Origin of the sequence: Zooshikella harenae (assembly GCF_018837975.1) — a bacterium.
Taxonomy (GTDB): Bacteria; Pseudomonadota; Gammaproteobacteria; order Pseudomonadales; family Zooshikellaceae; genus Zooshikella; species Zooshikella harenae.
The window spans coordinates 31,529-44,320 of record NZ_JAGSOY010000029.1; the positions used below are offsets into that span (position 1 = coordinate 31,529).

A 12,792-nucleotide genomic window follows, 5' to 3' on the forward strand; every position below is an offset into this window, starting at 1 on the left:
CATGCTTAAACTATAACAATAAGTCTTATATACCCTTCGCAAAAATTCAGCGTGAATGGTACTGCTTTATATAGGGAGTCTTCGATGAGTGAGGAAAATGGTAGCGCATCACTAGAAATAAGGCCTCAAGCGCAAAATCGTCGTTTGTTTTATTTTCCTATTGTTCATACTGTTCAGGATATGGGTAGTCTGGCCTCTCATGTTAAGGAAAAACATAAATCTAAAGACAATCATACCCATATAGCATCGATTGCTCGTTTTTGGGATTTGGTGGAAGAGGAAGCGTTGTCACTTTTACCGTGTAAAAGCACAGTGCGTATTTACCAGGATGCATTACCTATTTGTGACCATGAGCTGCAGATCGTCAGTGACTTAGTTAAGCAGGGCAGTCGGAATCATGCCATTGTACAGCATCTGATGGATAACGGAGCGCAAGTGATGGGTACAGAGTCTCCTGATTTATTGTTGGAGGAGTACCATTTGGCTAAACGGGTGATGGAGCAAGGTGGGCAATCAATAGCCGATGGTAAAGCTGCCGCAGAAATTTTACGAAAGCGAGATCAGTTTGTTGCAGAAAGAATTAATAACACCTTGGCTACTGGTGAGGTTGGTATTGTTTTTTTAGGAATGATGCACTGTATTGAAGCAGAACTCAGCAGTGATATTGAGATTATCTATCCTATTGGCAGGCCTGAAGCGAGTCAGGGAACAGCAAAATGATGCAAAAGCCGATATTGATTGTGGATGATGACAGTGATCTATGCCAGATGTTGTCTATGGTTTTAAACCGAGAGGGCATGAAAACCTGTATTGTTCATGATGGTGACGCTGCTTTAAGCTGGTTGGCTAATCGTCAGGCTGCAGCCGTTTTACTGGATGTGAGATTACCCGACAAGAGTGGTTTAGATGTCATACGAGCCATAAAAAGTTTTCATTATGAAGTACCCGTGATTGTGATAAGTGCTTATGCGGGTGTGTTGGATGCTGTGGGTGCTTTTAAAGCCGGGGCTTTTGATTATTTGCCAAAGCCTTTTGAAAATCAGCGACTTATTTTGGCGGTTAATCAGGCGTTATCCAGTTATAAGGCGTCAGTTGATGTAGAACGAGAAAATACAAAACAGTCTGTGCAGTGCGAACCTGGTGAGTCTTTATCTGAATTGATGGGACCAAGTACTGAAGTAAATGTACTGAGTAGAGAACTGGAACGGGTAGTAGCCACCGACTATTCTGTAGTTATTCAGGGTGAGACTGGTACGGGTAAAGAGCTTATCGCCCGTTATATACATCATCATAGCTTACGCGCTGAAGGTCCTTTTGTTGCGGTAGACTGTGGGGCAATTTCAGAAAGCTTAATGGAGAATGAGTTTTTTGGGCATGAAAAGGGTGCTTATACCGGTGCTGACAGGCAGCAATGTGGACGCTTTGAAGCCGCTAATGGTGGTACGTTGTTTCTGGATGAAATTGCTAACCTTTCCTTCAATGCACAGGCTTTGTTATTGCGGGCACTGCAAGAACGGATAATTCGCCGGGTTGGTGGAGTTCGAGATATACCTATCAATGTCCGGGTATTGGCTGCCAGTAATGTGGATTTAGAACAGGCCGAAAGGGAAGGCCATTTTCGAGAAGACCTGCTGTATCGTCTTAATGATTTTAGCTTGCGTTTACCAAGTCTTCGTCAGCGTCGTGACGATATTCTATTTCTAGCTCACCGTTTTTTAAAAGAATGTAACCAAGAATTGAATAAATCCGTAAAAGGGTTTACGCCGGAAGCAGAACAAAAATTGTTGGATTTTTCCTGGCCGGGCAACGTACGAGAGTTGCGTGGTGTAATAAGACGGGCTGTTTTGAATGTGACACGAGAAGTGGATGTGAGTGATATCAGGCTTCGAAAGGATGATCATTGCCTTGATGATGAGGTGCAAGTGTCTCAACACTTACCCATAGAGCTTGGACAGCGATCACTCAGACAAATGGTTGCCGATTATAAACAACGACTTGAAGCTGCCATTCTTAGACAGGCGTTAAATCAAACGGGAGGCAATAAAGCAGAGGCAGCTCGTCTGCTTCATATCGACTATAAAACCATTCATACCAAACTCAAAAAGTTAGGTATTTGAGGGGAGAAAAGAAGATGAGTGATAAAAAACATAAGTCGGTTGGTGGCGTTGAGGGCATTCTGCGCGGGTTGGGAGATTTAGTAGAAAAGTTAGGAGACTTGGCAGAAAAAGGTGAACAGTTAAAGCAAGGTGGTGAATTTGAAAGTAAAACCCATGATGGTCGAGATATTAAAGGCTCCTATGGTGTTTCGGTCAAAGTAGGGCTTACCGAAGATGAACAACAAGTGACGCCTTTTGACAAGGAAGAAGACACATCAAGCATGAATGAGTCAGCAGTGAGAGAAACTGCTGAGCCTTCTGTAGATGTATTTGATGAAGGTGACATCATTCAGATTATTGCTGAGTTACCTGGTATTGGCCCAAATGATGTGACATTAAATCTTCATGGCGATGTGCTGACGATCCATGCAGAAAAAGACAGTAAAAAGTATTACAAGGAGTTGCTACTACCACATGAGTGCAGCAATGAGGGTATTAGCACCCAGTGTAATAATGGGATTTTAGAGGTGTTATTGAAAAAGCGGGTGGAAAGCAATGAGTGATGCAATAAGCTTAAAAGTCGTTGAAGCACTCTCTAAAGATGTGGGAAGAGCCAATGCGCGAATTGACCCGTTGGACATTGAACGGCTTGGGGTAAAAATTGGCGATATTATTCAAGTTAAAGGTGACAGAGGTAGTGCTGTTGCTCGAGTGATGCCTGCTTATCCAGATATGCGTGGACAGGGTGTGATTCAGCTTGATGGTATCTCTCGAGCCAATGCCAGCGTAGGGCTGGGAGAAAAAGTTCAGGTGGAGTCAGTGGCGTGGGTGACAGCGGATAAAATTACGCTTACACCAACAACAGTAACGCCTAAACCAAAAGATATGGATTATATCGGCAGTTTATTAGATGGCTTACCTGTGCGTCAGGGAGATCTTATTCGAGTGTCCCTGTTTGCAAGCCGTTCTGCTGACTTTCGTGTGCAAAAGGTTTCCCCAGGAAGAACTGTCGTTATTCATCCAACGACGACATTAATAGTGGGGCAAGCGGTTGATAAGAGTACGGATACTACACAACGACTGTCTTATGAAGATGTGGGTGGACTCCGTCGTCAGGTTAATCGTATACGGGAAATGATTGAGTTACCGCTGCGCTACCCTGAAGCTTTTGCCAGGCTTGGTATTGATCCTCCCAAAGGCGTATTGATGCATGGACCACCTGGCTGCGGTAAGACGTTAATCGCTCGTATTATTGCCCAGGAAAGTGATGCTCGTTTTTTCTCTGTCAGTGGTCCAGAAATTGTTCATAAGTTTTATGGAGAGAGTGAAGCCCATCTTCGTAAAATTTTTGAAGAAGCCAGTCGTAAAGGTCCCAGTATCATCTTTTTGGATGAGATTGATGCGATTGCCCCACATCGCGAAAAAGTAGTAGGGGATGTAGAAAAAAGGGTAGTTGCACAGTTATTAGCATTAATGGATGGCTTAACCCGGCGCAACAATGTCATTGTGATTGCGGCAACGAACTTGCCCAATAACCTTGATCCAGCATTGCGACGACCCGGCCGGTTTGATCGGGAGATTAGTATTCCTATTCCTGATCGGGATGGACGACGAGAGATACTGGAAATTCACAGTCGTGGTATGCCATTAGCGGACGAAGTGGATTTAGATCACTTGGCCGATCTGACTCATGGCTTTGTGGGTGCGGATTTGGAAGCACTTTGTCGAGAAGCAGCCATGAGTGCTTTAAGAGCGCTGTTGCCAGATATTGACTTTAATCTAGCAGAATTACCCTACCGACAACTCTCGCAAATGTTTGTCTCAATGGATGACTTTCTTTGTGCCTTGCGGGATGTTGAGCCTTCTGCCATTCGGGAGGTGTTTGTCGAAGTGCCCAATGTTTCATGGGACGATGTGGGTGGGCTAAATTATGTGAAGCAGCGATTGGTAGAAGCCGTTGAGTGGCCATTAAAATACCCTGAACTGTTTAAAAAGGCGGGAGTGCAACCACCCAAAGGGCTATTACTTGGAGGGCCTCCAGGCGTCGGTAAGACCTTGATTGCTAAGGCTGTAGCTAATGAAAGTGGCGTCAATGTCATTTCGGTGAAAGGTCCTGCACTAATGTCTCGTTATGTGGGAGAGTCAGAGCGAGGGGTTCGGGAGGTATTTCATACAGCACGCCAGGCTGCACCTTGCATTATCTTTCTGGATGAGGTGGATGCCCTGATTCCAGCCCGTCATGCAGGAGGAGCGGATTCTAATGTCTCTGCACGGGTATTGAGTCAGTTTTTAGCGGAAATGGATGGCTTGGAAGAACTTAAAGGCGTCTTCGTAATGGGGGCAACGAATCGTGTTGATCTAATAGACTCAGCGATGTTGCGACCAGGACGTTTTGATGAAATTGTCTCGCTGCAGTTACCGAATCAAAAAGACCGGGAAGCGATTCTGGCAGTGCACTTGCGCAATAAACCATTAGCGGCAGGTATTCAACCTGAAGCACTGGCAGCTCGTACCCCTGGAGCCAGTGGTGCTGAGCTAGCGGCAGTATGTAATCGTGCGGCACTGTTTGCGATTCGGCGAACAGTGGAGACGTCCTCAACAGGCAAAGTAGAAGATCTACAGATAACGATTTCTGCTGAAGACTTTGAAACAGCTCTGGCAGAGGTATTTCCTGTAAAAGAAGAAGAATCATTACCTTAGTAAGTTAATCCTGCACCAGAGACTGTCGCAAAAGGAGTGCCTAATGCAGGTGATTCAACTTGCACCTGATGAAGCATTATACCTCTATGGTTTTCAATCAGGTGCTCAACCTGTACCCACTGAGTTATATGGATTGAATGAATATCAACCTGTAATGAGCTGCACACATGTCGGTTTAACAGCCTATATCAGTAAAGTAAAAGCCCATGACTTTACTGGGCCTAAGGGAGAGGCCCAGCTGCAAGATGTTCAGTGGTTGACACAAAATGCAAAGCGCCATGATGCAGTGCTGGAAGCCCTTATGGTGCAAGGAGATGTATTTCCGGTAACGTTTGGCTCGTTATTTTCTTCTCTTCAAAAACTGATGGACACGATGCTGGTTCAGCGTCGAAAGATAGCTAATTGTTTAAAACGGGTCGCAGCTTGTCGTGAGTGGGGGGTGCAAGGAATCTTAGATCGTTCTGTTGCGCTTGATGTTCGCCTGGCAGAGGCTTTACAGCAGGCACCCACTCATCTTTCCGACTCCCCTGGTCGTCGTCACTTACAGGTTCAGCGATTAAGACGGGAACTGGAACGAAGTACCGATCGTTGGTTAGCCACTGAAATGGATAGGATAGCTACTGCACTGACAGTTAATGTGCATGGTTTTTATGATCGCCAACGACAAACAGTGGATCAGCAGGTGTTGAACTGGGCTTTTTTAGTCCAGCGACAGCATGAGCAATCTTTCTTCACGGGGTTAGCTGCGCAGCAAGAAGAAGCCAAAAAATATGGGTTAGATCTAAGTTGTAAAGGTCCCTGGCCACCTTATAGCTTTTGCCGTGATGCAGAGGAGTAAATTGTGGCATTACTGCTTTATGGGGTCGTTAGTAATGAAGCGTGTCGTGAAGCTTTATCCTTAAATGCATTGCCATTACCCAATAGCGATGTTGAAAGTGACTGTGCTACACCGCAAAAACCGTTATTTTGGGTTCAACAAGGTCAACTAGCCGCGTTAGTCAGAGAGGTGGGTCAGCTACCAATAGATCAGAAAGCGGTATTGGATTATGGAAGGGTCATTGCTGATATTCATCAGCAAAGAGATATTGTGCCAATTCGTTATGGCAGCTTACTAGCTAATGAAGATGTATTGCGAAATACACTGGAAAAACAGGCTGAGCAGTACCTGACATGGCTAAGGCAGGTACAAGGTTGTGTAGAAATGGGGGTGAGCATTCCCATAGATAAGGACCAACAAGATACACGTCCTGCATCAGGTTTGGCCTATTTACAGTGGCGTCGACAAAAATACCGACCTGATCAGTTAGTACTGGCGGAAGCTGAATTAGAAAATGCAGTAGCAGGGTGTTATCGATGCTGTCTTAGTGAAGTGTCCTCGCGCTTGGTTCAGCGTACACTTTCCATTGTTTACTTAGTGCCAAGAAATCAATTATCACGCTTTCAGATGACTTTAAAAAAGGTCCTTGCGAATAAGCCAGACTGGCAAGTAACAGGACCTTGGCCACCCTATAGTTTTGTTCATTGTTAGCCTCCTATTTTTTACTTAAAGGGCTCTTCTAAAAATAGTGATTTTTTAGCGGTGCCCTTTAAGCAATTAATGACAGCATACGGATATTGTTTTGTAGTGCTAAAAGCATTTATCTAACTATTCAGTGGTAAAAAGGTAAAGACAGCAAAAAGGAATGTTATGGATAACGATTACAATAGTCTGTTTTACCATGCTTTATTGGATGCTATTCAGGCATCAGTGTTGGTAGTGGATGATAAACTCCGTATTCAGTCTGCAAATCGGAATTTTTTGGAAAAAGGGCGTCGTAGTGCCAGCAATACATTGGGCCGGCCGTTGGCAGAAGTTATTCCTCGGGTCATTCTCGAAAATACGGATATTGAAGGTCGTATTCAGGATGTAGCCAAAAGTGGAATTCCTCTGCATGGTCAACGTATGACCTATCGTGCGCCAGGAATCCCCATGCGCATTTATTACTATTCATTACAACCAATTAATGTTGCAGGCCATCGCCCACAAATTATGATCTTGCTTGAAGATATTACCGAGCAAGTTCGGTTATCAGAAGAAGTGAGACGAGTCGAGCGCCACTTGGCTTCTGTGGTTAACAGTGCCAGTGATATGGTGTTATCAATTGATATTGAAGGGCGAATTTTAACTTGGAACTTGGCGGCAGAGCAGTTAACGGGCTTTAATTTTTTCTCGGTAAAAAATACACAATTTTTGGAGCGATGCGCTGAAACTCATCAATCAGATGTACGAAAAATGTTGGCAGAAATGCTGACCGAAGACTCTTCTCGAACGGCTGAATGGCCTCTGATTAAAACTAACGGCAGTAGTATTTTAGTATCCTGGGTGTTGTCTCCGATGAAGGATGATCACGGTAAAACGATTGGTGTGGTTGCAGTAGGGCGTGATTTAACTGAACAAAAGAAAATGGAATTACAATTACGGCAGTCGCAAAAACTGGCTGCGCTTGGAGTAATGGCGGGAGGCATTGCGCATGAAATTCGTAACCCATTGGCCGTATGTTCTTCTGCTGCCCAGTTTTTGCTAGAAGATAATTTAGAAGAAACATTTCGCAAAGAATGTGCTCATAAAATTTGTGTGGGTATTCAGCGAACATCAGCCATTATTGAAAATCTGCTGCGGTTTGCTCGACCGTCTACTAAGACGGATATGGCAGAGGTAGCTTTAGTGGAAGTTATTCATCAAACGTTAACGCTTATTGAAAATGAATCCCGTCTAAAAAAAATTGCAGTCAATAAGCAATTTGATGGTAAAGAAATTATGGTTCGAGGAGAGCCAACTCTGTTACAGCAGGTCTTTATGAATTTATTTTTAAATGCCATAAATGCTATGCCTAATGGCGGAGAGTTAACGATTCGAGTTTTTCAATCAGATACAGAGGTATTTATTGAGGTTAGTGATAATGGCATAGGCATTCCAAGTAATATGTTGGAAAGGGTTTTTGACCCATTTCATACTACTTCTGTTGTAGGTGAGGGTACAGGGCTTGGCTTGTCAATTTGTTATTCGATTGTTCGGCAGCATCTGGGTTCTATTGATGTGGATAGCAGTCCTGATTGGGGAAGCCGTTTTACCATACGACTGCCAAAGCTGTGAGTATAGAAAAGACATAAGGGAATAAAAGGATGTTGCCAGAGAATGCAGCCATTTTACTGATTGATGATGAAGCAGATATGTGCTGGGCTGTTAAGCGTATTCTGACTGGTAAAGGCTACCAGGTCACTATGGTGGATACTGGTATACAAGCTATGGAACAAGTTCAGTGTAAACATTACCCACTTATTTTCCTTGATGCTAAGTTACCTGATGTTGAAGGTTTACAGTTAGCTGAACGTATAAAACAGATATTTCCTGATACTCATATTATTTTTTTGACAGGTTATTATTATCGTGATGACCCTGTGATTACGACCGCTTTATCAAAGGGCATTATTGATGGTTTTATTGCTAAGCCATTTAGAAATGAAGATGTTTTAAATGCACTTATTTATTGATTTAATAAGTGTTGTAGCGCTACACGATAATATATTTCAGATTATGGTGCGTATACCATAAATTGCTATGGAGAAAACACCATAGTATGGCGTCAATACCATACTTTTCAGTGTATGAATAATGAGTCAAATTAAATATTACCTTGGGATTTAAATATTTTCTTTTATTTTTTAGAGGGTTAAATTTCATCTCTAGTAGATTTTGTTATTGGCGTTACTGTTGCAGTAGAGAAGGAGGTTCTTATGAACCTTTCACCTACTCATAATAAGGAGATGGATAATGGCTAATGTTGCAAAATCAACTGATTCATCCGGCTTGGCTGAAGTCGTAGATCGCATCCTTGATAAAGGTATTGTGGTTGACGCTTGGGTTAAAGTATCACTGGTTGGTATTGAATTATTATCTGTTGAAGCTCGTGTAGTTATTGCTTCTGTTGAAACTTATCTCAAATACGCTGAAGCGATTGGCTTAACCGCCAGTGCAGCTGCACCAGCATAATAAAATGGCTTATATAGCGAGCATCCCCCTCTGATATACGTCAGTGGGGGGCGTTCGCCTTTGCTCATTTCTCAATTTGGATTGTAGCAAGTGCTAAGGAGCGGTGTGATATGGGTGTAATCGCAAAAGACATGACCAAGCTGAAGCATGATATTGCAGTGCAGCGACAGCAGCGTCAGGAAATACTAAAAAAAATACGAAATCAAAGTCTTGAGCTTAGTGCTCAGGTAAACCGAAGTATGCAACAGATAAAGGATCAGCGTCTGAGTAAAAGTGGTCGTGAGGCCCGAGATAGGTTGCAGTATGTCACTACTTTGGCTTCTGATGTATCAAGAATGTTGAGATATTTTCAACAACAGCGGGTTGATAGTAGTCGTGCACGAGCAACAGATCGTGCTGAATATCTTACCAATATGCGTGAGGGGATTCACCAGCAACTCAACCATTTTCGTCAGTTTCGCTTAAATGAAGAAGAAAAAAGACATCAGTCAAGTGTGTACAAAGACAAGCCTGTGCAGCATAAAGCAAGCGTTTCACCACAAGAAAATATTACTAAAGACTACATTGCTGAGCAGTTAAAGCAAGAAGTGACTGAGGCTCGGGATCAGCTGCAGGACGAGTTAGCAACGACTAAATCAATTTTAACTGGCGTTGCTGATAATGTCAGAAATACGTTGCAATCTACGGCAGCAGACGTGAATGCAACGCCAGCTGAAAGTACTCGTCGCACCCAAAGTTCCACAAGTCGAAACAAGAAAAATAATAAGCCTGAAACTGAATAAGGAGTGGCGAACATGAGCTTGATAAACGGTGTATCTACTGAAATGACATCAGACAGTGACCAAGTGATACCCGAAGCCAGTGATTCTTATGTTTCCACACCTTATATTGATGCCATTGTTGAGCGTGCACTGATGTATCTTCATAGTGGTTATCCTGTCCATATTGCTGGGCCTTCAGGTACGGGTAAGACGACACTGGCCTTTCATTTGGCAGCTCTGTGGGGGCAACCTGTTACGTTAATTCATGGTAATGCTGAGTTTGATACCTCTGACCTGATTGGTTCGGATAATAGTGGTTTTAATCGCAGTAAACTGGTGGATAATTATATTCACTCAGTGGTAAAAACGCAGGAAGAAATGCGTAAAGTCTGGGTTGATAATCGGCTGACAACAGCTTGTCGTAATGGTGATACGTTGTTGTATGACGAGTTTAATCGTTCTCGGCCTGAAACAAATAATGTTCTGTTATCTGTGCTGTCTGAGGGCATTCTCAATCTCCCAGGGTTAAGGTCAGCTGGCGAGGGCTATTTAACGGTTAGCCCAAACTTTCGGGCAATTTTTACCTCTAATCCCGAGGAATATGCGGGGACACATAAGACACAAGATGCATTGATGGATCGGTTGATCACCTTGCGCTTGGATCATCCTGACCGTAACACAGAACTGAAAGTGATTTGTGCAAAATCAGGACTGGAAGAAAAAGAAGCGACCTATGTCGTGGATACTGTACGCGAGCTGCGGAGTTACCATGATCACCAAGTGCGTCCTTCACTGAGGGCGGGCATTGCGATCGCACGAATTCTCCATCAAGCAGGACATAAGCCTCGTTGTGGTGACCACTTTTTTCATCATGTGTGCTACGACGTTCTAAGCATGGAAACCGCTAAAATCCAGCATGAAAGCTGTTCTGTATTTAACAAAATGGTGAACCAAATTATTGCTCAGGTATGTCCTCCTTTATCGGTAAAAACAAATAGAAGTAAACAAGGGGGGGCTTCGTCGACAAAAAAGACGTTGACTACTCAAGTTAAAAAAGTGATGGGGGATACGTAGTGGCCATAAAAACAAGTCGACCACCTAAAACATTGTCAAATTTAAAATCGGCTACCCATCATAAAGGATGTGATGGTCGCCATTATATCAACTATTTTCAAGTAGGTGCTTTAGAGTTGGAACGGTGGCGTCGAGAATTGGAGCGTGAAGCTGCTTTAAAAAAAGTGGCTGAAATTGACCAGCGTCTAGCAAAGATTAACATTGAAATTAATGAACTGTTACTGGCAGCCGATGTTGTTCCGCAATCAAAAGTGGCGAAAGCCGCTACTACTCGAACAGCGAAAAAAAAGGGTTTCAACATTAAATACTAAATTGCTCGAATAAAATTAGGCAATTAACGATAGGTCAAGTATAACAAAATCATTGACAAGGATGGGTGTTAAAAATGAGTACACAATCCAGCAATAAAAATAAATTTATCTATGCGCTGGTTGACTCAACTGACTTGAGTATTTTCAACGTTAGAGGGGTAAATAAAAGTACGGTTTATAGTTTGGCTAGTAATAATATCGCAGCCATTGTCAGTGATCTGGATAAAAGCAGAGTGAGGCCTGATCGTCGAAACATTATGGCTCACCGCGAAGTCCTTGAACAGCTAATGCGCCAATGCAATGGTGTGTTGCCTATGCGTTTTGGCGTTGTCGCACAAAATAGTATGGCTGTTAAAGGGTTAATGTCAGCAAATGTAATGTTAATTAAGGAGCAGATGCAGCGGGTTTGGGGACAAGTAGAAATGGGACTCCGTGTAACCTGGGATGTAGATAATATCTATGAATATTTTGTGGCAACGCATCCAATATTACGAGAAGCAAGAGATAGCATCATGGTAGGTGGCAGAGAGGCTTCTCGTGCAGAAAAAATTGAGTTAGGGCGAATTTTCGATCGGCTACTGACGGAAGAGCGAAAACAGTATACGGATACTGTTGTTGATGTGTTGCAGAATTATTGCACTGAAATTAGTGTGGGTACACCGAAAGTAAATAATGAAGTCATGAACCTCTCATGTCTTGTTAAAAAAGATGAGCAAGATAATTTTGAAAAAGGTATTTTTGAAGCATCAAAGCTATTTAATAATGATTATCTTTTTAATTACACTGGCCCGTGGGCACCTCATAGTTTTGTCGAATTAGAGTTGCAAAGTCCTCAGAAGCAGACTGTAATCTAAAGTAAGACACAGGAGGTGCATTATGTTACTTCTGGATGACATTTTATTATCCCCGGCAAAAGGGGTTATGTGGATATTTCGCGAAATTCATAAAAAAGCGATGGAGGAACAAGGCCAAGAGAGTGAACGTATTCGGGATGCTCTTGCGGAGCTTTATCGTCAATTAGAGACTCATCGCATCACTGAGGATGAATTTGATAAACAGGAAGAGTTGTTGCTCAATCGTCTCGATGAATTGGAAGCTGAAGAAGAGAATGAACAAATTGAAGACGACGAGCTACAAGAAACAAGTGAGCAAGTAGATTCGGCTCAGCAAGCGTCAACTAAAGAGAAGGAAGAAGAGCTGGTTGATTAAGCTGACTTGTCCAGCTTTGGATATAAGTGGAGTAGATAATGGCTCGTTTTCAGACTGAAGCAGAACAGCAGCATATTTCATTATGTGAGGCGTTGGATAGAATTCTAAATAAAGGTGCTGTTGTTGTGGCTGATATTAGTATTTCAGTGGCTAACATTGATTTAGTTTATATTAGTCTACAGGCATTGATTACATCAGTCGAAACAGGACGTATCTTTGCAAACCAAACAAGAAATGATCATCAGGTAATTTCTAAGAGGACAGGAAGTCAGTATGACCAAGCTGTCTGAGTTACCAGGTGATTTTGCTTCTGCTCAGCGATACAGCACTCCAACGGACACTGATGTTAAGGTGACGTTGGGGGGAGAACCTTTACAAAATGGTTTAGCACAGTTGGCATTGACGTTGATTAAGTTGCTGCATGAATTAATGGAGCTACAAGCAATTCGGCGCATGGATGCGGGGTCGCTAACGGAAGAAGAGGTTGAACGTCTAGGTATGACGTTGATGCAACAGCAGGAGGAAATTGATCGATTAAAGCAGGTGTTTAATCTGAATGATGATGATCTCAATTTAGATTTAGGGCCATTAGGTAAGCTTTTCTAATTTTC

The 12,792-nt window shown here is 42.9% G+C and carries 16 protein-coding genes; all 16 read left to right on the plus strand.

The window, feature by feature from the left end; translation table 11 throughout:
* Nucleotides 1-84 precede the first annotated feature (84 nt).
* The 16 genes from KCG35_RS13230 to KCG35_RS13305 all read left to right on the plus strand — a co-directional run bounded on the left by KCG35_RS13230 (nt 85) and on the right by KCG35_RS13305 (nt 12,787).
* Complete coding sequence (locus tag KCG35_RS13230) at nt 85-720, plus strand: hypothetical protein (RefSeq protein ID WP_215820213.1); 636 nt, start codon at nt 85-87, stop codon at nt 718-720.
* A complete protein-coding gene (locus KCG35_RS13235) occupies nt 717-2,117 on the plus strand; it encodes a sigma-54-dependent transcriptional regulator (protein ID WP_215820215.1) in 1,401 nt (466 codons plus the stop codon). Before KCG35_RS13230 ends, KCG35_RS13235 begins: the two co-directional genes overlap by 4 nt.
* A 14-nt stretch (nt 2,118-2,131) precedes the next feature.
* Entirely contained in the window at nt 2,132-2,659 is a 528-nt protein-coding gene (locus KCG35_RS13240; protein WP_215820218.1) for an Hsp20/alpha crystallin family protein, read from the plus strand.
* The gene (locus tag KCG35_RS13245) at nt 2,652-4,796 is read left to right on the plus strand and encodes a CDC48 family AAA ATPase (protein ID WP_215820220.1); all 2,145 of its coding nucleotides are present in this window, start codon (nt 2,652-2,654) and stop codon (nt 4,794-4,796) included. Before KCG35_RS13240 ends, KCG35_RS13245 begins: the two co-directional genes overlap by 8 nt.
* 43 nt (nt 4,797-4,839) lie before the next feature.
* Nucleotides 4,840-5,634: a GvpL/GvpF family gas vesicle protein gene (locus KCG35_RS13250; protein WP_215820222.1), complete on the plus strand. Its 795-nt coding sequence runs from the start codon at nt 4,840-4,842 to the stop codon at nt 5,632-5,634.
* A gap of 3 nt (nt 5,635-5,637) precedes the next feature.
* Complete coding sequence (locus KCG35_RS13255; protein ID WP_215820224.1) at nt 5,638-6,324, plus strand: GvpL/GvpF family gas vesicle protein; 687 nt, start codon at nt 5,638-5,640, stop codon at nt 6,322-6,324.
* Nucleotides 6,325-6,483: 159 nt separating this feature from the next.
* On the plus strand, nt 6,484-7,929 hold the full coding sequence (locus tag KCG35_RS13260; protein ID WP_215820226.1) for an ATP-binding protein: 1,446 nt from the start codon (nt 6,484-6,486) through the stop codon (nt 7,927-7,929).
* A gap of 29 nt (nt 7,930-7,958) precedes the next feature.
* On the plus strand, nt 7,959-8,327 hold the full coding sequence (locus KCG35_RS13265) for a response regulator (protein ID WP_215820228.1): 369 nt from the start codon (nt 7,959-7,961) through the stop codon (nt 8,325-8,327).
* A gap of 280 nt (nt 8,328-8,607) precedes the next feature.
* The gene (gvpA, locus tag KCG35_RS13270) at nt 8,608-8,826 is read left to right on the plus strand and encodes a gas vesicle structural protein GvpA (RefSeq protein ID WP_215820231.1); all 219 of its coding nucleotides are present in this window, start codon (nt 8,608-8,610) and stop codon (nt 8,824-8,826) included.
* Between the two features lie 110 nt (nt 8,827-8,936).
* Nucleotides 8,937-9,608 (plus strand): hypothetical protein, encoded by a 672-nt coding sequence (locus tag KCG35_RS13275; RefSeq protein WP_215820232.1) that lies wholly within the window; start codon nt 8,937-8,939, stop codon nt 9,606-9,608.
* A gap of 12 nt (nt 9,609-9,620) precedes the next feature.
* Complete coding sequence (gvpN, locus tag KCG35_RS13280; protein WP_215820234.1) at nt 9,621-10,661, plus strand: gas vesicle protein GvpN; 1,041 nt, start codon at nt 9,621-9,623, stop codon at nt 10,659-10,661.
* Entirely contained in the window at nt 10,661-10,972 is a 312-nt protein-coding gene (locus tag KCG35_RS13285; protein ID WP_215820236.1) for a hypothetical protein, read from the plus strand. Before gvpN ends, KCG35_RS13285 begins: the two co-directional genes overlap by 1 nt.
* Before the next feature lie 74 nt (nt 10,973-11,046).
* Nucleotides 11,047-11,826 carry a GvpL/GvpF family gas vesicle protein gene (locus tag KCG35_RS13290; protein ID WP_215820237.1) on the plus strand — a complete coding sequence of 260 codons (780 nt, stop codon included), beginning with the start codon at nt 11,047-11,049 and terminating at the stop codon, nt 11,824-11,826.
* Nucleotides 11,827-11,848: 22 nt separating this feature from the next.
* The gene (locus KCG35_RS13295) at nt 11,849-12,181 is read left to right on the plus strand and encodes a gas vesicle protein GvpG (protein WP_255561970.1); all 333 of its coding nucleotides are present in this window, start codon (nt 11,849-11,851) and stop codon (nt 12,179-12,181) included.
* Nucleotides 12,182-12,219: 38 nt separating this feature from the next.
* Nucleotides 12,220-12,471, plus strand: coding sequence for a gas vesicle protein (locus KCG35_RS13300; protein WP_215820239.1), 252 nt, complete (start codon nt 12,220-12,222; stop codon nt 12,469-12,471).
* Entirely contained in the window at nt 12,455-12,787 is a 333-nt protein-coding gene (locus KCG35_RS13305; RefSeq protein WP_215820240.1) for a gas vesicle protein K, read from the plus strand. Before KCG35_RS13300 ends, KCG35_RS13305 begins: the two co-directional genes overlap by 17 nt.
* Nucleotides 12,788-12,792 lie beyond the last annotated feature (5 nt).

What these genes read in the sequence shown, in the direction of transcription:
- KCG35_RS13230 (WP_215820213.1), top strand. Translation starts at nt 85, where the DNA reads ATGAGTGAGGAAAATGGTAGCGCATCACTAGAAATAAGGCCTCAAGCG.
- KCG35_RS13235 (WP_215820215.1), top strand. Translation starts at nt 717, where the DNA reads ATGATGCAAAAGCCGATATTGATTGTGGATGATGACAGTGATCTATGC.
- KCG35_RS13240 (WP_215820218.1), top strand. Translation starts at nt 2,132, where the DNA reads ATGAGTGATAAAAAACATAAGTCGGTTGGTGGCGTTGAGGGCATTCTG.
- KCG35_RS13245 (WP_215820220.1), top strand. Translation starts at nt 2,652, where the DNA reads ATGAGTGATGCAATAAGCTTAAAAGTCGTTGAAGCACTCTCTAAAGAT.
- KCG35_RS13250 (WP_215820222.1), top strand. Translation starts at nt 4,840, where the DNA reads ATGCAGGTGATTCAACTTGCACCTGATGAAGCATTATACCTCTATGGT.
- KCG35_RS13260 (WP_215820226.1), top strand. Translation starts at nt 6,484, where the DNA reads ATGGATAACGATTACAATAGTCTGTTTTACCATGCTTTATTGGATGCT.
- KCG35_RS13265 (WP_215820228.1), top strand. Translation starts at nt 7,959, where the DNA reads ATGTTGCCAGAGAATGCAGCCATTTTACTGATTGATGATGAAGCAGAT.
- gvpA (WP_215820231.1), top strand. Translation starts at nt 8,608, where the DNA reads ATGGCTAATGTTGCAAAATCAACTGATTCATCCGGCTTGGCTGAAGTC.
- KCG35_RS13275 (WP_215820232.1), top strand. Translation starts at nt 8,937, where the DNA reads ATGGGTGTAATCGCAAAAGACATGACCAAGCTGAAGCATGATATTGCA.
- gvpN (WP_215820234.1), top strand. Translation starts at nt 9,621, where the DNA reads ATGAGCTTGATAAACGGTGTATCTACTGAAATGACATCAGACAGTGAC.
- KCG35_RS13290 (WP_215820237.1), top strand. Translation starts at nt 11,047, where the DNA reads ATGAGTACACAATCCAGCAATAAAAATAAATTTATCTATGCGCTGGTT.
- KCG35_RS13295 (WP_255561970.1), top strand. Translation starts at nt 11,849, where the DNA reads ATGTTACTTCTGGATGACATTTTATTATCCCCGGCAAAAGGGGTTATG.
- KCG35_RS13300 (WP_215820239.1), top strand. Translation starts at nt 12,220, where the DNA reads ATGGCTCGTTTTCAGACTGAAGCAGAACAGCAGCATATTTCATTATGT.
- KCG35_RS13305 (WP_215820240.1), top strand. Translation starts at nt 12,455, where the DNA reads ATGACCAAGCTGTCTGAGTTACCAGGTGATTTTGCTTCTGCTCAGCGA.